This window comes from Ruegeria sp. D1(2025), from assembly GCF_056536425.1.
In genome coordinates, this window is the sequence record NZ_JBQFPO010000009.1 from 112,519 (window position 1) to 134,688 (window position 22,170).

25 protein-coding genes are annotated in these 22,170 nt (G+C 60.2%); 3 read left to right on the forward strand and 22 right to left on the reverse strand.

Features of this window, described 5'->3' with window-relative positions:
- Positions 1–16: 16 nt before the first annotated feature.
- The 6 genes from ACR1XU_RS18245 to ACR1XU_RS18270 form a co-directional block, all read right to left on the reverse strand.
- Positions 17–331: a hypothetical protein gene (locus ACR1XU_RS18245; protein ID WP_480907997.1), complete on the reverse strand. Its 315-nt coding sequence runs from the start codon at positions 329–331 to the stop codon at positions 17–19.
- Positions 289–483: a hypothetical protein gene (locus tag ACR1XU_RS18250; protein WP_480907895.1), complete on the reverse strand. Its 195-nt coding sequence runs from the start codon at positions 481–483 to the stop codon at positions 289–291. The genes ACR1XU_RS18245 and ACR1XU_RS18250 overlap by 43 nt, the downstream gene beginning before the upstream one ends.
- Complete coding sequence (locus tag ACR1XU_RS18255; RefSeq protein ID WP_480907897.1) at positions 404–613, reverse strand: hypothetical protein; 210 nt, start codon at positions 611–613, stop codon at positions 404–406. Before ACR1XU_RS18255 ends, ACR1XU_RS18250 begins: the two co-directional genes overlap by 80 nt.
- Positions 614–1,057: a Rieske 2Fe-2S domain-containing protein gene (locus ACR1XU_RS18260; protein WP_480907899.1), complete on the reverse strand. Its 444-nt coding sequence runs from the start codon at positions 1,055–1,057 to the stop codon at positions 614–616.
- A 110-nt stretch (positions 1,058–1,167) separates the two neighbouring features.
- Complete coding sequence (locus tag ACR1XU_RS18265; protein ID WP_480907901.1) at positions 1,168–2,109, reverse strand: LysR substrate-binding domain-containing protein; 942 nt, start codon at positions 2,107–2,109, stop codon at positions 1,168–1,170.
- Between the two features lie 135 nt (positions 2,110–2,244).
- Positions 2,245–2,496: a hypothetical protein gene (locus ACR1XU_RS18270; RefSeq protein WP_480907903.1), complete on the reverse strand. Its 252-nt coding sequence runs from the start codon at positions 2,494–2,496 to the stop codon at positions 2,245–2,247.
- Between ACR1XU_RS18270 and ACR1XU_RS18275 the strand changes: the two genes are divergently transcribed.
- The 3 genes from ACR1XU_RS18275 to ACR1XU_RS18285 all read left to right on the forward strand — a co-directional run bounded on the left by ACR1XU_RS18275 (position 2,486) and on the right by ACR1XU_RS18285 (position 6,335).
- A complete protein-coding gene (locus ACR1XU_RS18275) occupies positions 2,486–3,526 on the forward strand; it encodes a succinylglutamate desuccinylase/aspartoacylase family protein (protein ID WP_480907905.1) in 1,041 nt (346 codons plus the stop codon). The genes ACR1XU_RS18270 and ACR1XU_RS18275 overlap by 11 nt on opposite strands.
- Positions 3,527–3,765: 239 nt before the next feature.
- A complete protein-coding gene (locus ACR1XU_RS18280) occupies positions 3,766–5,010 on the forward strand; it encodes a molybdopterin molybdotransferase MoeA (RefSeq protein WP_480907907.1) in 1,245 nt (414 codons plus the stop codon).
- A gap of 149 nt (positions 5,011–5,159) precedes the next feature.
- On the forward strand, positions 5,160–6,335 hold the full coding sequence (locus ACR1XU_RS18285) for a S41 family peptidase (protein ID WP_480907909.1): 1,176 nt from the start codon (positions 5,160–5,162) through the stop codon (positions 6,333–6,335).
- Between the two features lie 142 nt (positions 6,336–6,477).
- Here ACR1XU_RS18285 and ACR1XU_RS18290 read toward each other — a convergent pair whose 3' ends face one another.
- The 16 genes from ACR1XU_RS18290 to ACR1XU_RS18365 all read right to left on the reverse strand — a co-directional run bounded on the left by ACR1XU_RS18290 (position 6,478) and on the right by ACR1XU_RS18365 (position 22,163).
- Positions 6,478–6,735 (reverse strand): hypothetical protein, encoded by a 258-nt coding sequence (locus tag ACR1XU_RS18290; protein WP_170614021.1) that lies wholly within the window; start codon positions 6,733–6,735, stop codon positions 6,478–6,480.
- Positions 6,736–6,749: 14 nt separating this feature from the next.
- Complete coding sequence (locus ACR1XU_RS18295; protein ID WP_480907911.1) at positions 6,750–7,448, reverse strand: NapC/NirT family cytochrome c; 699 nt, start codon at positions 7,446–7,448, stop codon at positions 6,750–6,752.
- Positions 7,449–7,477: 29 nt separating this feature from the next.
- Positions 7,478–7,918 carry a nitrate reductase cytochrome c-type subunit gene (locus ACR1XU_RS18300; RefSeq protein ID WP_480441068.1) on the reverse strand — a complete coding sequence of 147 codons (441 nt, stop codon included), beginning with the start codon at positions 7,916–7,918 and terminating at the stop codon, positions 7,478–7,480.
- Between the two features lie 9 nt (positions 7,919–7,927).
- Positions 7,928–8,845: a quinol dehydrogenase ferredoxin subunit NapH gene (gene napH, locus ACR1XU_RS18305; RefSeq protein WP_480907913.1), complete on the reverse strand. Its 918-nt coding sequence runs from the start codon at positions 8,843–8,845 to the stop codon at positions 7,928–7,930.
- Complete coding sequence (napG, locus tag ACR1XU_RS18310; RefSeq protein WP_480524501.1) at positions 8,842–9,660, reverse strand: ferredoxin-type protein NapG; 819 nt, start codon at positions 9,658–9,660, stop codon at positions 8,842–8,844. Before napG ends, napH begins: the two co-directional genes overlap by 4 nt.
- A gap of 27 nt (positions 9,661–9,687) precedes the next feature.
- Positions 9,688–12,180, reverse strand: a complete 2,493-nt coding sequence (gene napA / locus ACR1XU_RS18315; RefSeq protein WP_480907916.1) for a nitrate reductase catalytic subunit NapA — start codon at positions 12,178–12,180, stop codon at positions 9,688–9,690.
- Complete coding sequence (locus ACR1XU_RS18320) at positions 12,177–12,470, reverse strand: chaperone NapD (RefSeq protein ID WP_170614015.1); 294 nt, start codon at positions 12,468–12,470, stop codon at positions 12,177–12,179. Before ACR1XU_RS18320 ends, napA begins: the two co-directional genes overlap by 4 nt.
- On the reverse strand, positions 12,467–12,982 hold the full coding sequence (gene napF / locus ACR1XU_RS18325) for a ferredoxin-type protein NapF (RefSeq protein WP_480907918.1): 516 nt from the start codon (positions 12,980–12,982) through the stop codon (positions 12,467–12,469). Before napF ends, ACR1XU_RS18320 begins: the two co-directional genes overlap by 4 nt.
- Before the next feature lie 253 nt (positions 12,983–13,235).
- The gene (locus ACR1XU_RS18330; RefSeq protein ID WP_480907920.1) at positions 13,236–14,138 is read right to left on the reverse strand and encodes an FAD:protein FMN transferase; all 903 of its coding nucleotides are present in this window, start codon (positions 14,136–14,138) and stop codon (positions 13,236–13,238) included.
- On the reverse strand, positions 14,135–14,650 hold the full coding sequence (locus tag ACR1XU_RS18335) for a nitrous oxide reductase accessory protein NosL (protein ID WP_480907922.1): 516 nt from the start codon (positions 14,648–14,650) through the stop codon (positions 14,135–14,137). Before ACR1XU_RS18335 ends, ACR1XU_RS18330 begins: the two co-directional genes overlap by 4 nt.
- Entirely contained in the window at positions 14,647–15,468 is an 822-nt protein-coding gene (locus tag ACR1XU_RS18340) for an ABC transporter permease (protein WP_480907924.1), read from the reverse strand. The genes ACR1XU_RS18335 and ACR1XU_RS18340 overlap by 4 nt, the downstream gene beginning before the upstream one ends.
- Positions 15,465–16,358: an ABC transporter ATP-binding protein gene (locus tag ACR1XU_RS18345; protein ID WP_480907926.1), complete on the reverse strand. Its 894-nt coding sequence runs from the start codon at positions 16,356–16,358 to the stop codon at positions 15,465–15,467. The genes ACR1XU_RS18340 and ACR1XU_RS18345 overlap by 4 nt, the downstream gene beginning before the upstream one ends.
- A complete protein-coding gene (locus ACR1XU_RS18350; protein WP_480907928.1) occupies positions 16,348–17,604 on the reverse strand; it encodes a nitrous oxide reductase family maturation protein NosD in 1,257 nt (418 codons plus the stop codon). Before ACR1XU_RS18350 ends, ACR1XU_RS18345 begins: the two co-directional genes overlap by 11 nt.
- Positions 17,605–17,606: 2 nt before the next feature.
- Entirely contained in the window at positions 17,607–19,514 is a 1,908-nt protein-coding gene (nosZ, locus tag ACR1XU_RS18355; protein ID WP_480524492.1) for a TAT-dependent nitrous-oxide reductase, read from the reverse strand.
- A 16-nt stretch (positions 19,515–19,530) separates the two neighbouring features.
- Positions 19,531–21,708: a 4Fe-4S binding protein gene (locus ACR1XU_RS18360; RefSeq protein ID WP_480907931.1), complete on the reverse strand. Its 2,178-nt coding sequence runs from the start codon at positions 21,706–21,708 to the stop codon at positions 19,531–19,533.
- On the reverse strand, positions 21,699–22,163 hold the full coding sequence (locus tag ACR1XU_RS18365) for a DUF2946 family protein (protein WP_480907933.1): 465 nt from the start codon (positions 22,161–22,163) through the stop codon (positions 21,699–21,701). The genes ACR1XU_RS18360 and ACR1XU_RS18365 overlap by 10 nt, the downstream gene beginning before the upstream one ends.
- Between the last annotated feature and the right edge of the window lie 7 nt (positions 22,164–22,170).

A 22,170-nucleotide genomic window follows, 5' to 3' on the forward strand; every position in this document is an offset into this window, starting at 1 on the left:
GATATTCCCGGCCGCCTCAGCCCTCCATCTTGGCATCGACCATCGCCTCTTCGGCGATCATTGCTTCCAGTTGGCGGCGGAACCGCAGCTGGCCCCCGTCGATGCTAAGGTCGATATGGGGGCTTTCCTTTTCGTCCATGCCGATCTGAACCTCTTCGAGAACGGCCAGGTCTTCTTCAAATGCGTGGCGGACATCCTCGCTCATCATCCTGGAAAGCTCGGCGTCGTCCGGGCGGATGTTGCGCAGCTGGAACCAGTAATACCGGGTCTCGGTTTCCGAAGTCGGCGTCATGAAGTTGTAGCTGTCCATGATGAAGGTCCGTTCATGCAGCGGTCCGTCCGGCCCCCGGTACCAGCAGGGGTGAAGACAGCCTTAATCAGCGCATGGCTGGGATAGTGCACTTCATAGTGCTGAAGCCGGTCGCAATTGCCTTCGAACTCGACCACCTTCTTGTAAAACGGGGCAGGTTCCACATCCATCATCCACCGATGCACGACGATGCCGTTGTCCTTTTTTTGTAACCGACAGCGGCGTGTCCTTCGTGGCATCCTGCGCGAAAGAGCTTTGGTGCACCCACGCGACATGCGTTGGATCCAGCAGGTTGTCGGTCATTTACAGATAGTTGCACCTGATCTCCATCGCCGCACCACGGTTGATGCCCCAGTCGGGGTCGTCGTAATGCGCGATCTCGAAGATCTCGGAAGGCTCTGCCATGGCCGGATTGCCCATCCAGATCCAGACCAGTTCGTATTTTTCATGCACCGGATATGAGTGCACCTTGGCCGAGGACGGGATGCGCCCTTTGCCGGGGGCCGAGACACACTGACCGGCGCAGTCGAACGTCAGCCCGTGATAGCCGCATTCCACATCGTCGCCTTTCATGCGGCCTTTTGACAGCGGCAGTTTGCGGTGCGGGCAGGCGTCCTCCAGCGCGACAACTTCGCCGGCCCGGGTCCGATAGATACAAATTTTCTTGCCCAGAACCCGGATTTGCCGCAGCTCATGAGTGATCTCGGAACTCCAGGCCGCAACGTACCAGGCATTTTTCAGAAACACGGCTCACCTCCCGCAGAATAGTTTATTCGCGCTTTAGGAACTTATGTGCGGGGAATGCGGGCTTGTATAGTATTGCTGCCTGTCTTGTTGTTTAGGAAAACTAAATCATTTTACCGATCTCTTGAGGAGTTTCCGAGCGATTTTGAGACGTCGCGTCCTGCCTGCAGAATCCAGTCCAGAAAGCTGCGTGCCGTTCGTTCGTCCAGCGCGCCTTCACCCCAGCAGACCAGATAGGGTCTGGGCAATGGTATTTCCTGTTCGGACAGGCGACACAGATAGCCCATCTGCAAGTCCCGTTGAACAAAAGATGTTTGTGCCAACGCCACGCCACGTCCCTGAATGGTGGCATCCAAAGCCAGGCTGGACAGCGAAAAGACGGCATCCCTCCGTCGTGGTGAGGCGTCGATATCGTTCGCTGCAAACCAGTCTTCCCACTCCGGGACGTCTTTGAAGCCGGGCCCCCAGTCTGTGCTCAGCAAGGGCGCGCGCGACAGTCCATCCGGCGTCACAAGCTCGGGGTCGTTGCGCGCGAACTCCGGCGAGCATACGGGAAACAGGGTGTCCGTGAACAGTTCCTTTTGGAACGGGAAATCCCGCCCCTGATCACCATATGTAAGTCTGAACGAGACGCTCAGCAAATGGCGGTCCGGTTCCTGATGGGTGGAATCCAGCCGGATTGAAACGCCGGGATGTTGTTGCTGAAAATCGCCGAGAATCGGGTAGAGCCATTTGGACAGCAAAGATGGCAAGGCGCTTATGGACAGGCTCGTCTCACGCTCCATCCGCGCAAGGTAATGCTGCGCCCGATGCAGTGCTTCGAACCCTTCGGACAGGAACTGGTGGTAAACCTGTGCATCCTGGCGCAGAAAAACGCTACGCCCCCGCCGGGCAATCAGCGCGCGACCGGTTTGTTCTTCCAGCACCTTGAGCTGCTGACTGACCGCACCGGGTGTGACGTTCAGCTCCCGCGCGGTAACGGCGACGGAATTGGTACGCCCAAACACTTCGAATGTTTGCAAAGCCCGGAGGGAGGGGAGAGGGTTTCGACGCATATTTACCGTTTGATAAAGTTTAGAAAAACTGAGTTGTGATGCAGGCTACCCAACTTGGCGTCTGAAGAAAACAGATCCAATTCAGGTATGAACACAAGAAGCGGCGCCATGACCGACGGCTTTCACCTATAGGCCTTAAGCAACATAGGTGGACACCAACCCGGCCGTTCGAGCTGGCCACAGATCGGATTTGGCGAAGAGCGGCACCCCGGGGAGTTTCTGTTCAGGCGCGCGCGCCCCGAATTGTTGATTGGCCAAAAAAGCGATCCGATGATCACTGATGGACCAATGCAAGATCAGATCAACGAAGGCTTTGATCTCAACCATAAAGATGAGAGCATACGCGCAGTGGTCGAATTTGAAGCCGCTGACAAACGTGACATTCAAAGAAGGTGCCTCGATGGTTCAGAATTGCCCGGTCCGATGCTCGCTTGATCTTGTAAGTCCGGGCAAACGGACCGGTTTCATCGACGTGACCCTGTCCAACAATGCGCTTGCTTTCAGCACCATTCGCGTTCCCATTGGCGTGTTGTGCGGTGCGGCCGGGCCCACGGTGTTGCTGACGGCTGGCAACCATGGGGACGAGTACGAAGGGCAGCTTGTCCTTCACCGGATGCTGAGAGAGCTCGAGCCGGAGCAGCTGAACGGGCGCATCATTGCGCTGCCGGCATTGAATGCGCCTGCCGTGCGTGCGCGTACCCGTGTGTCGCCACTGGATCAGGGAAATATGAACCGGGCGTTCCCCGGGACACATGCTCCCGGACCGACGGCTGCCATTGCCCGGTTCGTGTCACAGGAGTTGATCCCGCAATCCGACATCATTCTGGATTTTCACTCAGGCGGAACCGCGACCCGTTACATTGACTGTGCGTTCGTTTGCCTGGGGAATGATGCGGCGCTGAATGCAGACAATATTGATCTTGCGCGCCAATTTGGTGCCGATTTCACAATGGTAAGTCGAATGTCCGACGAGGGTGCAGATTTCGACTCGGAAGCCTATCGTCAGGGCAAAAAATTCCTGTCCTGCGAGCTTGGGGGAATGGGCACGATGACCACCCGCTCTTTCCAGATTGGCTGGTCGGGCTGCTGCCGTGTTCTGTCTAACCTAGGGCTTTTCGCAGTCGATGAGGTCATGACGGAACCCGCGGAAGCTGCCATGACCCGTTTTGTTGATGTGGGTGCAGACTGCTCGCATGTCACCAGTAATTTTGAGGGGTTGATTGACCTTCACGTGCAGCTTGGTGACGAGGTCGGCAAAGGACAGGTCGTTGCGACCTTGTATGACATACACAACATCGGGCACCCACCTGCGTCATTGACGACCCAGCAGGACGGAGTCGTTTGCGTCACGCGTCGAAACCCTTTGGTCTCACCCGGTGATCACCTGCTGATGATTTGCGGGGACTACGCAATTTAGCCAATAGGCTGCGGGGGTCGGCCGGGATTCTGGCGCAGACCGACAATCACAGCATGGGCATGGGGGACGTGTTCAGGCAAGTGGCGACGAACTGTGACCTATGTCAAGGACAGCGCTCGGGTCTCGGTGTCCATTGGGCGCGGTTTGTTGGCCGGGTTGCGACCCGTCCGATTATGAACAGTGTTGACGCTGATTTGCCGGGGTTGTCCTTGCATTCGGCTGAGCCCGGAGAAACACAGATGGCTGATGGATGCGCCTGCGACCGGCACGCCCACATGTACGTGTCCGTGGCGGACGCCCTGACACGGGGGCTGGCCGCCGCCAATCCGATTGTCGAAACAAAGTCCGTACCGTTGACTGAGGCGATTGGCCGGGTTCTGGCCGAGGATTGCCTCAGCAAGACCGACATGCCCGCCTTCGACAACTCCGCCATGGATGGCTACGCGATCCGCACTCGCGATCTGGGCGCGGGGCCGGTCTTTGATCTGCCCGTCGCCGGGCGCGTGGCCGCCGGGGACAGTGGCGCGCATCAGGCACCCGCAGGAAGCGCCTTGCGTATCTTTACCGGTGCGCCGGTGCCGAATGACTTCGATGCCATTCTGATGCAGGAGGATTGCGAGGTCACAGAAGACGGTATCCGCTTCTCAAGTCGCCCGACCGCCGAACAGCATATCCGCCGCGCGGGTGAGGACCTGAAAGCGGGGGCACTGATCCTGCGTCGCGGCTGCGAGATTGGCGCGCGCGAGGTCGCGGCGCTGGCATCAGCCGGGTTTGGCCAGGTCAAGGTATACCGCAAGCTCAAGATCACCATCTTCTCGACCGGCAGCGAATTACGCCAGCCCGGAGAAGACCTTGGCCCCGGCCAGATTTACAACTCGAACCGTTATATGCTGCGGGCGCTGCTGGACAAGCGCTGGATCGACCTGACGGACATCGGCCCGGTCGAGGATGACCCGGATTTGCTGGAACAGGTCTTGCGGCAGGCCTGCGACACATCCGATCTGATCGTCACAACCGGCGGCGTTTCCGTTGGCGACGAAGATCACATGCCGCGCCTGTTTGCCGAAATCGGCGGTCAGACGGATGTGATGAAAGTGGCCATGAAACCGGGCAAGCCGATCATGTTCGGACGTCACGGCGATGCGCTTTATATCGGGCTGCCGGGCAATCCGGTTTCCGCCTACGTTACCTGGCAAATCATCGGGTCGCCGATGATGGCACGGCGCGCCGGTCTGAATCCAAGCCCGCTTGTTGCCGAACAGGCGGTGCTGGCGGAACCGCTGCGGCGTCATCCCGGGCGGCAGGAATTTCGCCCGGTGCAGATCCGGGGCACAGCTCCGGACGGCAGGCCGCGCCTGCACCTGATGGCACCGTCCTACAGCGGGCGCGTGGCGTTGCTGGCGCAGGCGGACGGGTTGGCCGTGATCCCGGCGGATGTCGAAACCCTACCAGACGGGTACGCGCTGGAACTGATAAGGTTCTGAACACACGACGCACGGATCGCGCGCTGTTCGTGCTGCGGTGTGGTGCGTGCCTCCAAAAGGTCGTTTCGCACCATGCACCTTTGCTGGCAGAGAATACCCGCTTTGGACACAATCTGGACATTGACGAGCGGCTATGCCCACTGTGAACCATGTCGCTGACGGAAGACCTGAAGCAAATTCTGGAAACCGCCCTGCCAACCGATCCCAGCTTTCGGCGGGTCGAGAAGGCCGTCATAGACAACTGCGTTAATGACTGCCGACGATACGCTTTGGAGGGCTCCATTGAAGCCTTTTTGTTGTCCGCGATGCGTCTATTGGCACTTCCCGACAATGGGCACACACGGTTGATTCCGAATGATGCGATCTCTGTGCTACCGCTGAGGTTCGTGAGCGTGGGGCGTTCAGTGCAAGTCATTGGGGCGGTGCCAGGGGTAACCGCACCGCGAGGAGAGTTGATAGCAGTCAACGGAGCAGCTCTGAGCCAAATCCAAGCCACTGCGCAGAAATTTCTGGCAGGGACCTGCCAAAGGAAACGGGTCATCGGACCGATTCTTCTGGCTTGGCCGTACGCTTTGGCACGATTGGGCTTTTCGTCAAACGGCAGTACGACCGAGTATCGCGTGAAGGACGAAAATGGGCAGATAACCAATCTGAAGGTAGCAAATGGTAATACTGTTCCTGCATCGACGCTCTACCCGAGAAACGAGCACGGCAAGGCTGATCCGGCCTGGGAACCCGAGACCTTTGTGGAGATTAAGGACTGGCAGGATCTTGGGCTATCAATAACGTTGCCAAGTTTCTTTGACCCGAGCGAAACTGCACTGCCTAAAGCCATCTCAAATGCAGCGGACCGCGTGGGTGGTTGCTCAGAAAAAGCACTCTTAATTGACGTTTGCGGAAACACCGGCGGCGATTTTCTTCTCACGGTGCCCTTGATCGATGCGATCTCGCAAAGCGCAAGTAAGCAGGTTGTCGTGCTTGTCGACAAATTCACGTTTTCCGCAGCGATCGTGTTTGTGGCCATCCTAAAACATCGTTTGGGAAACAGGCTGAAACTCATCGGGGAAGAAATGGGCGACGGGTTGGTGTTCTTTGCCGAGGGCGGATTGCTCGATTTGCCGACTAGCGGAGCGGTCGTTCGATACTCATCAGCCTTTCACGACTGGAAGACCGGCACATCAGACGAAACCACCCCGCCTGAGATCGCGCGGCAAATCGTACCCGCAGGAGCGCTGAGTTTGGATTGGGAATGGGTCGATAGACCTACTGGTGAAGATGCACAGGGCGCGTTCTATCAACAAATTCTCAAAAGCGTGAGCGATTAGACCAACGCCCGCCTCGATTCGCAAAGCACCCGTTCAAGTCTCGTGAAATCTCCATGTTTCGGCGACTGGTGGCTTTGTCAAAGACCAGAACCCTGCGGCCCGGCGCTCTGAGAAATTCAGACGCCGGGCCGTTTGACTCGGATCAGGCAGTTGCGCCCTTTATGCGGATGGCACTGCCCACCGCGCCCGCGCAAACGCCGACGGCGATGGCAATCATCAGTTCCAACACCTCGACGTGGGCAAACTGCCATTTGGCAAAGACCAGCGTCTCCAGCACGCCGACCACACCGCCCATGACCGCGCCCAGCCAAAGCTTGCGGGTCATCATGCCAAGCGCCAAACCCAGAATTCCGGGCAGGCTGAGGATGTTGCCACCGATGGTTCCAAGTAATTCAAGCATGTGTCGAGCTCCTCTCAGTCTGCCCGTTTGGCCAGAAACGACCGGATTTCGTCACTGCCTGCCGAGGCATGCTGCTGCAGGTTCTGCGGCGCCTCCTCCAGTTCGGCAGTGATGTCCTGATAGGTTTCCAGATAGTTGGGCGGCAGACTGTGGGCGATGCCCTGGTGGCAGTCGATGCATGTCATGCCGGTGTCGATGGCGCGCTGATGCTCGGACGCGGCGCGGGTTTCCTGAAGGGTGAAGTCCATATACTCGAAATTGTGACAGTTGCGGCATTCGCGGCTGTCGGATTCCTTCATTTTCTTCCACACCGCCGAAGCCATGCTCAGACGATGGTCTTCATATTTTTCGGGTGTGCTGATGGTGCCGGCCAGCTCGTGATAGACGTCCTTGACCGCCATGATCTTGGCTTTGATCTTGTGGTTCCATTCGTGCGGCACGTGGCAGTCGGAACAGATCGCGCGGACGCCCGAGTGGTTGTTGTAGTGGATCGTCTCGCGGTATTCACCCAGATTGGTTTCCATCGTGTGGCACGAGGTGCAGAATTCCTCGGTATTGGTCAGTTCCAGCGTCCAGTGGAAACCGCCCCAGAACAAGATACCGGCCAGAAAACCTGCCAAAATCAGAAAGCCCGAGCTGAACATCACAGCCGGGGTCCAGATCGCGTTCCAGAGGCGGCCAATCCAGCCGCGATTTTCGGGGGAGTCTGCCATATCGGTGCTCCTTTCAAAGATGCGTTGGATCAGTTGCCGGAAGAAGGTTCGAATTCATTGTCGACCAGCGCCGGAGTGTCGGCCTGCGGCACGTGGCACTGATTGCAGAAATACCGCGTACCCGCGATCCGGTCCAGTTCACGGCCTTCGCGGTCCAGGTAGTGGGTCATCGAAAGGGTCGGTGCGTTGCGCTCGCCCGCTTTGGTCCAGTCGTGACAGGACAGGCACTGATTTGTGCGCAAGTCGATCTGGTATTGTTCAATCGAATGCGGGATCAGCGGTGGCTGCTGGCGATAATTCCGCTGCATGCGTCCTTCGACATTCCGATGGACCTGATCGAGGACCACTGGTTCATCCACTTCGGCTCCGCGTAGCGAATTCACCTGAGCGGACTGCGCCAGAGCAAACCCACTCAGGAGCAAAACGGGGATCAGGGCAATTCCGCCTGTCAGGATTGGTCTATTCATCATGGCACTCCCTTAGATAGGTCTGGCGGCGCGCGGCTTGGGCGCGGCGGCTGGATCGGCAGGCGCGACGAGGGCCTCGTCGAACCGGTGAGTAAATTTGAAGACATCAACCGCGCACACATCAATGCAGCGGCCACAATTGGTGCAGTCAGGCGACAAGATCAGTGGGCTAGATCCCGGCTTGCCCTTCAGCGCAGGCGAGATCACCTGGTTTTCCGGGCAGACCGCATAGCAGTCCATGCAATCATCACACGCAGCGCGGTTGCTGGCGCTGACGCGCAGCAGGCTTTTTGTGCCGATCAGGCCGTAGAAAGACCCGACCGGGCAGATATGACCGCACCAGCCATGGCGTGCGACCAGCAGGTCAAACACAAAGATCGCGGCGATCATGGCCCAGACAAAACCCATGCCGAAGATCAGGCCCCGGTGCAGCATGGTGATCGGATTCACGATCTCCCACGCAATCACGCCGGTCAGGCCCGAGACGATCAGGACTGTCGCCAGAACCCACAGACGGGTGCTGCGCTTTGGCTGCCAGCCCTTCGGCAAGTCCAAACGCCGATGCAGCCAACTGGCGGCATCAGTCACCGGGTTGATCGGACAAACCCAGGAACAATAGACCCGGCCACCGATCAGCGCGTAAGTGACAAGCACGATCAACCCGCCGATCAGTGCGGTCAGTTCGGGCCAGTGGCCTGCCACCATGCTTTGCAGCAGGATCAGCGGATCGGTCAGCGGTAGAACGCCCAACGTCAATGATCCGGCCAGGTTGCCCTGAACGATCCAGATGCCAAACCACGGCCCCAGCAGGAACAGCACCAGAAAGAACACCTGGCTTGCCCGGCGCAACAGCAAAAAGCGATGCGCGCCGATCCAGCCCTTGGCCTCTATCGCCTCTTGGCCCACAGGTATCTGGGTGCTGGCGCTCATTGTCCCACTCCCGGCAGGTTGTATTCGGGCGCAAACCCTCCGGGTGTGACCAGATTGTCGGTGCCGGGCCCCGGCAGGCGGTCGGGCAGGTCAATGATGCCCTCGACCAGCGGAGCGCCCTTGGCAGCCTTTTCTTCCCAGCCCTTGCGGTAGTGATCCGCCGCGCTGCCGCGCGCCAGACGGGCTGGAAGCACCTTTATCGCGGCTTCCGGCAAAACGCAGCTTTTCTCGCATACGCCGCAGCCGGTGCAGCGGTCCGCATGAACCGTCGGCGCAAAGATCGCGTGGCTGCCCGAGCGGGTATTGTGTGACGGCTCAAGCGTGATGGCCTCGTCAATGACGGGGCAGACGCGATAGCAGACATCACAGCGCAGGCCGAGGTAGTTCAGACAATTCTCCTGATCCACCAGCACCGCAACGCCCATCTTGGCATCGTCGATGTTGTCCAGCGACGGGTCCAGCGCGCCGGTGGGGCAGGCGGCGACGCATGGAATGTCGTCACACATCTCGCACGGCACGTCGCGGGCGGTGAAAAAAGGCGTCCCGGTAGCGCCGGAATCCGAGCCCAGTTCCGCCAGTTTCAGCGTATCGTAAGGGCAGTCCCGCACGCATAACCCGCAGCGGATGCAGGCCGACAGGAAATCCTCTTCGGGCAGCGCACCGGGCGGGCGCAGGGCCTCGGCCGGCAGGCTGCGCGCATCGCGCGCCAGCCAGGCCAGCAGCGATCCTGCAACCACGCAGCCGCCCGCCGCGCGCGCCGTTCCCTGCAGGAAACGACGCCGTTGCGGCGAAAGAGGTGTGCCGGCAAGGGACATGGGGACTACCTTCGCGATCCGTGCCGGTTACGCGCGCTCGACCTTGCAGGCGCATTTCTTGAAGTCGGTCTCCTTCGAAAGCGGGCAGGTCGCGTCCAGCGTCAGCTTGTTGGTCAGCTGGCCCTCGTCGAACCACGGCATGAAGACCAGACCACGTGGAACCTTGTTGCGCCCGCGGGTCTCGACCCGGCTTGTGACTTCGCCGCGACGGGTGGACAGAACGATCTCCTGACCACGGCGCAGACCCCGATCCTTGGCATCCTGCGGATGCATGTAGACCACGGCCGCCGGATAGGCGCGGTGCAGTTCGGGCACCCGGCGGGTCATCGAGCCGGAATGCCAGTGCTCCAGCACGCGACCGGTGCACAGCCACAGGTCGTATTCCGCATCCGGCTCCTCAGGGGCGGGTTCATACGGCGCAAAGATGATACTCGCCTTGCCGTCAGGCTTACCATAGAACTTCACGCCTGCGCCTTCGGGCACATACGGGTCATAGCCTTCGCGGAAACGATAGAGCGTTTCCTTGCCGTCCACGACCGGCCAGCGCATGCCGCGCGCTTGATGGTACATTTCGAATGGTGCCAGATCGTGGGCATGGCCACGTCCGAAATCGGCATATTCCTCGAACAGACCCTTCTGGACGTAGTATCCGAAATGCTCGGCATCATCGTTGTCGAAACCTTCGGCAGTTTCCGACAGCGGGTACTGGTCGATCTTGCCGTTGGCATACAGCACGTCATACATGGTCTTGCCGCGATGTTCCGGCATGGCAGCCAGCAGTTCCTCGCCCCAGACCTCCTCGACGGTGAAGCGTTTCGCGAATTCCATCAGCTGCCACAGGTCGGACTTGGCCTCACCCGGGGCCTTGACCTGCTGTCGCCAGAACTGGGTGCGGCGCTCGGCGTTGCCATAGGCGCCTTCCTTCTCGACCCACATGGCGGTGGGCAGGATCAGGTCGGCGGACAGGGCGGTTACGGTTGGGTAGGGGTCCGACACGGTAATGAAGTTTTCCGGGTTGCGATAGCCGGGGTACCCTTCTTCGTTGATATTCGGCGCGGCCTGCATGTTGTTGTTGCACTGCACCCAATAGGCGTTCAGATCGCCATCCTTCAACTTGCGGTTCTGCAGCACAGCGTGGAAGCCCGGTTTGGGCGGGATGGTGCCCGCAGGCACGTTCCATGCGGTCTCGCAGATTTCGCGGTGCTTGTCATTTGTCACCACCATGTCGGCGGGCAGACGGTGGGCAAAGGTGCCGACCTCGCGCGCCGTACCACAGGCCGAGGGCTGACCGGTCAGCGAGAAGGGCGAGTTGCCGGGTTCGGAAATCTTACCAACCAGCAGGTGCACGTTGTACATCAGCGAGTTCACCCACGACCCACGGGTATGCTGGTTGAACCCCATGGTCCACAGGCTCATGACCTTGCGGTTCGGATCGGCATATTGCTGGGCCAGCTTCTCAAGCTTTTCGGCGGGCACACCGGACAGTTCCTCGGTGTATTCCAGCGTGTATTCCGACACCGCTTCGGCATATTCCTCGAAGCTGATCGGTTCCATCTTGCCGACATTGGGGTTCGCTGCCTCTTGCTGCAGCGGGTGGTTGTCGCGCAGACCATAGCCGATATCGGTGGCAGTCTTGGTGATGTTGACGTGGTTCTTGACGAATTCCTCGTTCACCGCGCCGTTCTGGATGATGTAGTTAGCGATGTAGTTCAGGATCACCAGGTCGGTCTGCGGGTTGAACACCATGCCGTTGTCGGCCAGCTCGAACGAGCGGTGTTCGAATGTCGACAGAACATGTACCTCGCACCCCGGCTTGGTCAGGCGCGTATCGGTCAGGCGCGACCACAGGATCGGGTGCATCTCGGCCATGTTCGACCCCCACAGCACGAAGGTATCCGCGTGCTCCAGATCGTCATAGCAGCCCATCGGTTCGTCGATACCGAAGGTGCGCATGAAACCCACAACGGCCGAGGCCATGCAGTGCCGCGCATTCGGGTCGATGTTGTTCGACCGGAACCCGGCCTTCATCAGCTTGGCGGCGGCATAGCCTTCCCAGACCGTCCACTGACCGGAACCGAACATGCCGACACTGGTCGGACCTTTCTTGGCCAGCGCTTCTTTCCACTTGGCGGCCATCACGTCGAAGGCTTCGTCCCAGCTGACCGGCTCGAATTCGCCGTTCTTGTCATATTCGCCGTTTGACTTGCGCAGCAGCGGAGTTGTCAGGCGGTCATTGCCGTACATGATCTTGGACAGGAAATATCCCTTGATGCAGTTCAGGCCCCGGTTGACCGGCGCGTCCGGGTCACCTTGCGTGGCCACGACGCGGCCATCCTTGGTGCCGATCAGAACCGAACAGCCTGTTCCGCAAAACCGGCAGGCCGCCTTGTCCCAGCGAATATCAGGCGTTGCCACCTGGGCATTGGCCTGTCCGGCGGCCATTGGAATACCTGCGGCCGAAGCAGTGGCTGCCGCGGCTGAAGCTTTTAGAAAAGTCCGGCGAGATTCAGAGATGGTCATTGCATGGGCCTCCTGCTGGTCGGTTGGCTTGGGGCATCAGGACGCGGATAGCTTTCCGCGAGATCCTCGAAATGGTGATAGGTCAGCGTCAAAGAGATCACTCCGGGGATCTGGTGCAGATCCATGATGATCTCGGACGCCATACGTGCGGGCGTATCTTCTACGACAACGACAAAGCGGCCGTCGTCGGTTGCGGCGTGAACCTCGACCCCCGGCGTGTCTTCCATGACCTGGCGCGCTGTGCCGGTGCTGTCCGGGGCAACGTGAACAAGGCAACCGCAGATATTCATTGCAGTGTCTCCGGGTGTAAGGTTGCAGGGCGTTCAAATCTGACCGCGTCGGCGGGGCAGGACGTGGCGCAGCCGCCGCATCCGGTGCAGGTCTCGGTATTCAGAACCGGTTCCGCCTTGCCGCCAGGCATCAGCTTGAACCGGATCGAGCCTTCATCGCAACTGTCCTGGCAAATGCGGCAACTGATCCCGTTCAGTGACAGGCAAGCGCTGGCGACGATAGATGCGCGCCAGGGCCAGTCGGCCATGCGATCAGCGATCAGGGCGCCCGTCTGGCAGGCCTCCACGCAATCGCCGCAGAACGTGCACGCACCGTCCGTCATCCGCAGCGTCGGGTATCCACCCGCGCTGAGCGTGATGACATCTTCGGGGCAGGCGTCCAGACAATCACCGCAGGCGGTGCACAGGTCCAGAAACCTGCTTTCCACCGCGCCCGGAGGCCTGATGGCACCGGGGTTTTCGCGGAGCATGCGCCCACTGAGAAAAGCGCGTCTGCTGGTTGGCTGACTCATGCGTTGCTGACCTGCGTTTCTGGGGGCAGGTGATCCTGCCCGGATTCGCTTGCTAGCGCATTTTCACAAGACCGGAGTTGATCCAGATCATGTTTTTTCGGAACCGTTTCTCCGGCTTGCAAAAACAAGGCAGACACGCCCAAGAGCGGTTGCCGAAGTATCTGCTTGTTTGCCAGCGAAACATCCACTCTCACAGTGGTACAACACCTTCGGCCCTTTGCCAAAACTTTTGTGCCACAATCAAAAGTTGTGATCAGATCATCATCTCGATCCGACTGCCGGGAAAGCGGTCCAGCACGGTATCAACCCGCGTCTTTGGGATCAGACAAAGGGCTGTGGAAAGACCATCTGCAATCGCCGCTCGGGGGGCAGAGACCGAGACGGCCTGGTGCAAGGGCTTGCTGTCGTCCGGGCTCAGGATGTGGCCCTGACCGCGCATCAGCATCGAACCTCCGGGTGCAGAAGTGGCAACCGCCCGGTCGCTGATCCCGATCCGTTTCAGAACCGCACCGTCTGGCCCGGCCAACCCGACACGCCAGTGGCGGCCATCCGCGTTGGCGCCTATGGCTGCGATCTCGCCCATGTCCACCAAAACGTTCCCAAGGCCCATGGACCGCAACAGATCGGCAATACGATCTGTTATCGCCCCCTGCGCTATTCCGTTCAGGGTCAGAGCCGACACACCGGGTTGTGGCAGAAGAATATGATCTGCCGTCACTGTGACTTGGTGCCAGCCGACCAATTGCCGGGCCGAGCTGATCACGCTTTCATCGGCACCAGAGGCCAAGGCAAGCCACAGAGGTTGAACACTCGGATCAAACGCCCCATCCGATGCGTCATGCAGTGCCGAACACAGGCTGAGCACGTTCAGCAACTCCGGCGCGGGAGCGGTCAACATCCCATCACGGTTCAGCCTGCTCAACTCGGAATCCGGGCGATAGAGGCTGAAAATGTTCTCAAGCCTGTGCAGTTCCGCCTCGATGGCAGAGATCACAGGACGGGCCTCGTCATCGGTCAGACCGGACAATTGCAGGCTGGCACGCGCGCCCAGTGCGGTGCCACGCCAATGGGCGACTGGGGCTGCCTTGGCTCCGGCGGGCAAGGCCATGCAAGCCGCGGAAATCGACAGGAAACGGCGACGGGACAAAACGGTCATACGGGGGTCTCCAGATTCAGGTCCAGATCGACGGGCCCCAGAACCTCGTCAGCCGGGATGTCGGACAGGGGCAGGGCGGTGCCACCATACCGATTGATAAAGTCATCGGCGTCGGCGGGATCACCAAAAGGAACAACTTCGCGTGCGCCCATGCCACCGGCGACGTTGGCCCCGACCACGAAAGTCGCGCCATCGGCGGCGATCCAGTTGGAAATACCGGGTTGCCGCCAGTTTGTCGCGATGCCCATGTCACTGACATAGACGGCGGTGATCTTGGCATCGCGTTCAGGGCTTTTCAGATAGGCCACCATGTCGCGCACCTGCGCAAAAAACAGCGGCGCTGGGTAGCCATTCAGATGAATCTGGCCCTTGGGTCCACCATGTTCGGCGATGTTCATCTGGCAGAAGAAACTCAGCGCATCCGGGGTCAGGTCGACTGGTTCGGGGACGACAGCGACCTCTTCCTTGCAGGCGGCCAGAGCAATCAGCGCAATCAGGCACAGGCGTTTCACGGCTCGACCCTCCGGAATGCCGCACGGGCAAGGGCAAAACCGATCAACGGCCAGAGCAGCAGCGACGCGGGTGCGGCCCAGACGGGCAGGGCCTGCGCTGCACCGGTCATACCGGACGCCATGGCGACGCCTTCGGTCGCGGCGATGTTCCACAGACGGAATGCGTCGGCCGGGTTGGCCACCATCACCCATGGAAAGACGGATTGGGTGAAGGTGCCGCCCTTGTCCATGACGACGGCCCCCAACAGGCCCAGATCATAAAGGACGACAAATACCAGCCATAGCCCGGCCGACAGACCTGCCGCCGCCGTGGACCCCTTTGCCAGGGCGGACAGCAGGTATCCCAGCGCCAGAAAGACAGCGCCCAGAAGGATGGATGTAAGGATGAGGCGCGCCAGCGCCATCAGGCTTTCCGGGCCTGCGCCACCAAAGAAGGCGGCGACCGCGCCGGCGGTTCCGAAACCGACGGTCATGGCAAAGGCCAGGGCGGCCAGATGGGCGGTGAACTTGCCCAACAGGATTTCTCCGCGCCCCGCCGGGTAGGACAGCAACAGCGACAGGCTGCCCCGGTCCACATCCCCCGCGATAGCGTCGAACGAGATCATCAGCGCCAGCAGCGGTGCCAGATAGACCGAAAGCGTTGTCATCGAGGCGACCGAGACGGTCAGCATGTCAACGCCCAGCGTGCCGGTCGGGGCGCTGCCTGCAAATGTAAGGGCCAGCGCGAACAGCACCATGATCAATGTTGCCACCAGCAGCCAGCGGTTGCGGCGCAGGATCAGCATCTCGGTGCGGGTGATTGCGAGGAAGCGGGTCATAGCCTCTCCTCCTGTGCATAATGGCGATAGAGGTCTTCCAGCTTGGGTGGGGTCATTTCCACATCCGCCACCGCGTCGCCCAGCCCGGCGATGCGGCGCAGGGCCTCCATCTTGTCATCAGGTGTACAGAGCAACTCAACGGATGCTCCGTTGATCCGGTTGCCGCCCAGTTCGGCGGCAAGCGCTTCGGGGTTGGCGCTGGCGCGGACCCGCAGGCGTATCGGAAGTCCCGCCAGGGCGGACAGGTTGGTCAGCGTATCGTCGGCCACCATCCGGCCCTTGCGCATGATGGCAATGCGGTCGGTACGCGCCTCGACCTCGGTCAGCGCGTGGGACGCAATCAGGACCGCTGTGCCTTGCGCTGCCAGTTCATCAATGATGGCGTAGAGATCCTGCCGAGAAATCGGGTCCAGCCCCGAGGTCGGTTCGTCCAAGAGGGCCACTTTCGGCCTGCCCAGAAGAACCTGAGCCAGACCCAGGCGCTGCCGCATCCCTTTGGAATAGGTGCCGATCCGACGGTCGAGTGCATCACTCAGGCCGACGCGTTCCAGCAGACCGGGCACATCGGCTTTGGCTCCGGACAGCTTTGCAAACAGGGTCAGTTGCTCGCGTCCGGTCAGGGCCGGGTGGAAGGAGACCGCTTCGGGCAGATAGGCCGTCTCGCGCCGCGCTTGTGCGCTGCCGGGGGTGGCGTCTCCGATCCGGATAGCCCCGCCATGGATCGGCGTCAGGCCGAGGATGGATTTGATCAGGGTCGACTTGCCCGCGCCGTTATGGCCCAGCAACGCGACGCGCTGACCGGTGGCAAGAGACAGGTTGATATCGTCAAGAACGCGGGTTTTTCCCCGGTCCTTAAGTACATGGTCGATTGACAGGGCCTTATCCGTCATGAGGCACCTTTTTCATTGCTGGGGGTTCAGGGGCTTGCATCAATGGATTGCTGTCCATCACGCCGCCCGGCAGCAGGGCCGGGAATGCAGATTGGGACCAGCGCACCAACTGCACGGCAGGCGAGCCGAGCAGCATTTTGGCTGCGGGTTGGGTCCACAGCACATGGTCCATCGAGTCATTAGGGCGATAGGGGGCATCGGCGATACCGTTGCCATCCACATCATACGCGGCGAAATCGGACCAGTAATTGCCGCGCCCTTCTTCTGACCACTCGACCCATTTGGTCGAAACGTATTTCACTTGGGTCCGGTTACCGACAAAGGCGTTTCCGACGATCCGATTGCGCTCGGACCCGGCGGTAAAGTGGATGCCGATGCCGCAACCCTGGAACCAGTTGTCGGTGAATTCGTTCTTGTTGGAGTTATAGAGGAAGGTGCATTTCTCTTTCGCACCTTTCACCACGTTTCCTGTGATGGTGCTCTTGTTGGCGTAGTTCAGCATCACGCCATGTTCCCGGTCACCGATCGAGACATTGTTGGCGACGGTCACATTGGTCGTGAACATCACCGCATAGCCCAGATCGTTCCCGATTGAGACGTTGTCGCTGACCACCGAATTGTCGGCATACATGTAGTGCACCGCAAACCGCAGATCGCGGAACAAATTGCCCGTGAAGGTGTTCTTCTTGGACGAGTTCACAAAGATTCCGTCGCGGCCGTAGCGAATGTCGTTGTCTTCCACCCGCGCGCCCGGCGCGTTCCAGACGTAGACTCCATTGCCACGGTCGTTCATCCGCTGGTCCAAACGCCCTTCGATCCGGTTACCACGCACGATGCTGTGCTTGGCCCCGTGAATGTCGACGCCATAGAGATTGCCCAGCAATACGTTATCCTCGACCACTGGCGCATTGGCCGTTTTGGTCAGCTGGATGCCACTGTCGATTCCGTCATGGTCAGAACCCGAGCCGACCACCGTCAGCCCGCGTACCGTTACGCCCGGCCCGGTCACGGTAATGACGCTGCCGTCGCCTTGCCCGTCGATGGTGGCCTGGCCCTGCCCGTCGAGGGTAACGGGCCGGTCCAGAACCAGCGTTTCAAAGTAAACGCCGGGGCTCAGGCGGAGGGTGTCTCCATCCGCCGCCTGCGCCAGTGTTTCGTTGATGGCCCCCGCCCGGTTGGGCACATCCCAGTCCGCCGCCCAAAGGGGCGAGCCGAGCAGGAGCGGTATGAGCAGGGACCAACGCATCGTTATGCGCTCCGCGGCTCAACAAACATCCGGCCGCGCATTTCCATGTGCAGCGCGTGGCAGAACCACTGGCAGTAATACCAGTGCACGCCCGGACGGTCGGCAATGAAGGTGACCGAGGCGGTGGCCTGAGGTGCGATCTCCATCGCGACGCCGAAGTTCGACAGGCACAGACCGTGGGTCACATCATCCACGTCATCCAGGTTGGTGACATAGATGGTGACTTCATCGCCCTGCTTGACCGTGAACTTCTCCATGCTGAAGACGGGCGCGGTCGAGGTCATGTAAACGCGGACCTTGTTGCCGTCACGGATGGGTTCTTCGGCTCCTTCCTCCAGATCGACACCGTCTGCCGCGGCCTGCTGGCGCGCATCTTCCCACATCGGGTCATTGCGATCCCAGACGTTGACCGGGTTCACTTTCGACCGGTGCACGATGATCGAGTCGTGCGGCTCCGCAAATGTCGGGCCGTCGTGGACCACTTTCATCTTGTCGCCCGAGATGTCGATCAGCTGCTCGTTTTCCGGCTTCAGCGGACCCACGTTCAGGAAGCGGTCTTTCGAGAACTTATTCATCGAAATCAGCCACTTGCCGTCCGCCTCGGCGGTTTCGCCCATCGAGGTCGAGTTGTGGCCGGGCTGATAATGCACATCCACCTTGTCGACAATCGGATCGACGTCCGCACCTGCATAGGCTTCGATGGCCTTGGCGATATCCCATTTCACCACCTGACTGTCCAGGAACAGGGTTGTATAGGCATTGCCCTTGCCGTCGAACGCGGTGTGAAGCGGGCCAAGGCCCAACTGCGGCTCAGCAACGATAGCGGAACGCGGATCGGCATTGTCAGCAAACAGCGCGTCGACTTTCTCCACATCGATCACGGACACGGTCGGCGACAGCTTACCGTTGATCATGATGTGCTTCTTGTCGGGCGCGGCGTTCACACCGTGCGGCGAGTTCGGGATCGGGATATAGCGGGTCAGGTTGCCACCTGCCTCTTTGCGTCCGTCCACGACCTTGACGCCGTTCAGTTCCTGATAGTTCCCGGCGGCCACCGCCTCTTCGATGCCCTTGAGGTTGAATACGACCACGTGGTCCAGCTCGTTCTCGGTCATCTCGGCCAGGTTCATACCCATTTCCGAGTTGTACGAGGTCGAGAAGGCGTATTTGCCCTGATAGTCGCAGTCAGTGTTGTCGAGGTTGCCCGACACCATCACCTGCCACGCGATCTCCATCGTGTCACCGTCGATGGCGGTGAAGATGTTCACGTATTGCGACGGATCGTCGAGGATCTGACCATCATTCACCAGCGGCGCTTCATGCTCACCATTGGCAAAGACGTAGCCGGTGCGCGGGTATTTCTGCGGACGCAGGCCGTGGATGTCGTGCGCGTTCGGGATCTCGATGATCTTGTCGCATTTCATCACGTCACAGCGCACGCGGGCCACGCGGGTGTTGGCCTTGTCGTTCATGAACAGATAGCGGCCGTCATAGGTGCCATCGGTGAAGGACATGTGCGGGTGGTGCAGGTCGCCGTTGTCGTAAGTCACCTTGCCGTTTGCGGCCAGGAATTCCTTGGTTTCGGGCAGCAGGCCCTCGGTCAGGATTTTCAGTGACTCGTTGGTCTGACCCCAGCCCGTGGCCGAGCAGCGGTTGAACACCGGAACCCGCATCAGTTCGCGCATGGACGGCACGCCCATAATGCGCAGTTCACCGGTCTGGCCCGAAGACCAGAAGCCGTAATACTCGTCCAGTTCGCCCGGTTCCAGCGCGGCATTGGCGGCAGCACTGGCTTGCTTGGCCGTCATCAGGGTCGAGCCCAGGCCGGTCCCGGCAATCACCGCGCCGGTGGCGGTTGCCCCCAGCATCCCGCGGCGTGTGATGTTCAGTTTGTTTTCATTGTCCGACATGATCGTTCCTCCTTTTTTAGGAAACGGATTGCGGTTTGGCGTTCGGATGGTTCGCCGGTGGTTGTCCGAGAGGGGTCTTGAGGTTGACCGACCCTGTCTTGGCCCGCCGTTTTAGCTGGCGGATAACGACGGGACATTTCGTCTCGGACTGATAGAGCACCTGGCAATGCAGACAGGTGACGCACTCGTTCGGGTTGATCTCACCTGTGGGGTGGATCGCCTGAACGGGGCATTCGTTGGCGCAGGTCTGACAGGGGCTGCCGCAATCGGGGTAGCGGCGCAGCCAGTCAAACATGCGGATACGGGCAGGGATCGCCAGCGCTCCGCCCAGCGGGCAGAGGTAGCGGCAGTAGAACCGTTCGATGAACAGCCCGATCCCCAGCAGGGCCAGCGCAAAGACCACAAAGGGCCAGTCACGCATGAATTTCAGAATGATCGCGGTCTTGAACGGCTCGACCTCGGCGTATTTCTCGGCCAGCGGGATCGAGACAAAGCTGATGCCGAAGAGAACGAGGAAGATCATGTACTTCGCAGGCCAAAGCCGTTCGTTCAGGCCCCAGGGCAGGGTCCATTGCGGGACCTTCAACGCGCGCGCGATCTTGTTTGTCAGCTCTTGCAGCGCACCAAACGGGCACAGCCAGCCGCAATAGGCCCCGCGCCCCCAGAACAGCAGCGCAGCGGCGACAGCGAACCACTGAATGAAGACCAGCGGGTCCAGCAGGAACGCGTCCCAGGAAAACCCCGTCCGCAGGCTTCCGGCCAGCGCCATCAGATTCACCACGCTCAACTGCGCATTGGCGTACCAGCCGATGAAAAACAGGGTCATGGTCAGATATCCGATGCGGAACCAGTAAAAGACGCGCGCGTTCATGGTGGCGTGGAACTGGAAGAAGAAAGTCGCGGTCAGCACCAGCAGCATGACGATAAGAACGCCGATCTCAACGGTGCGGTCCTTCCAGATGCGTTTCCACAGCGCAGCCTTGGCAGCGGCCTCGCCGGTGGCATCATCGACAACAACGGGGGCCGCGACAGGCAGCAGGTACTGTTCCGGCAACTTGTAGCCCAGGTCGAAGGTCAGAAAGGTTTTTTCGACCGCACCCACGGCGCGCTGCACCAGCAGTTGCAGGCGGAAGGGTGCGGCGGGGTCAAACTCGGCGTCGGCCGGGATCTTGAAGATGTCCAGCTCGGTAAAACTGGGCGCGTCAGGGGCTGCAACTTCCCCCAATCGCCGTTGTTGACGGTCGAAAAAGCGGACCGATCTGTCACCCTGGATCAATTGAATTCGGTCAAAGATGCCGCCACGCACATAGCCCGAGCCTTTGAAACTATAGGCGCCGCGCCCCAATACCAGAATGGCCTGCTCGCCTTCGTCCAGCCAGTTGATCAGGTTCTGGTATTCAGCCTCACCCAGCAGCGACTTGCCGATGGACGGCACCGAAACAAGTGCCACGTGCATGTCGATGAAGGTATCATCGGGCTCGCCGGGTTCGGGGCGTCTGATGGCGCGCTGATCTCCGGTGGCCTCGAAGGCGGCATTCACCTGGCCGATATCCAGCGTCATCCGCCGGACCGAACCGTCGCCCGAAAGTGTCGTCCAGTCGAAAACAGCATCCTGCGCCATGTCGACTTCGCGTTTCGGTCCATCGGCCTTTACCGGAGACAACCCCCCCAGTCCAAGCGCGCGCGCAACTTTGATACCACCACGCACAAGGCTGTCGTCGATCACCATGATCGTCACGGTCGCGCCCGAGATGATGTCCAGGTCATGCCCTTCACCGCCGGTTTCGGCCTCACGCTTGAGGTCCAGGCCGGCATAGCCTTCGGTCAGCTCGACCATGCGCGAATTGGGGATGCCGATCAGAACGATCGGTTCCGAGTGTTTGACCAGTTTCACACCGGTCAGAACCGCGTCACTGTCGATGGCCGCCACCACGTGAATGGGTTTGCCGGAATAACCGGTGGTGCCGACGAAGTCAGACGTCAGGAAAGCCCAGGCAACCGTTTCGCCCCCCTTCAAAACCGGGGCAACGGGTATGTCATCGCGGACCGGACCAAAGGCATCGGCTTCTGGAACCAGATCGGCAGGAGCAATTTCGGGCAGAAAGCTGGCGAGGCTGTCGGCATGCGCGCTGATCGCCATCAGGCAGGACAGGGTGAAGGCCAGCAGGAAATGGATTGCGCGACTTACGACCATGGCGCACCTCCGATTACTTGGGTGGATGCCATGGACGCGCGCAGGGCGCGTTCAGATTCTTCTTTGGTCAAATACGGGGGACCCCGGGTTTCGGGCCATAGCCATTTCGGGCTGTGCAAATCGCACAGGCTCTGGTTCGCAACGTGTACAAACCACACATCTCCGGCCTGCGCGACAAGCGGCAGGTCTGGCAGCGGCGCTGCCGTCGTCACCGCGCAAAGCGCACAATCGGCGCATTTCGGACAGGGCGCGGTCGGGTCGTCGGTATCTTCTTCCAGATCAACCTCAACCCAGACCGCCCCGGCCTCCGAGCAGATCTCGATCCACATGCTGTCGCCGGAACTCGCCAGTGCCGGGCCAAGCATTTGTAACAGCAACAGGAATATGCCCACCAAACCGCACACCGCGCGGGACACGCGATCAAACAGGTTATGCGGAGGGCGGAAGGTGGGCATTGAGAAT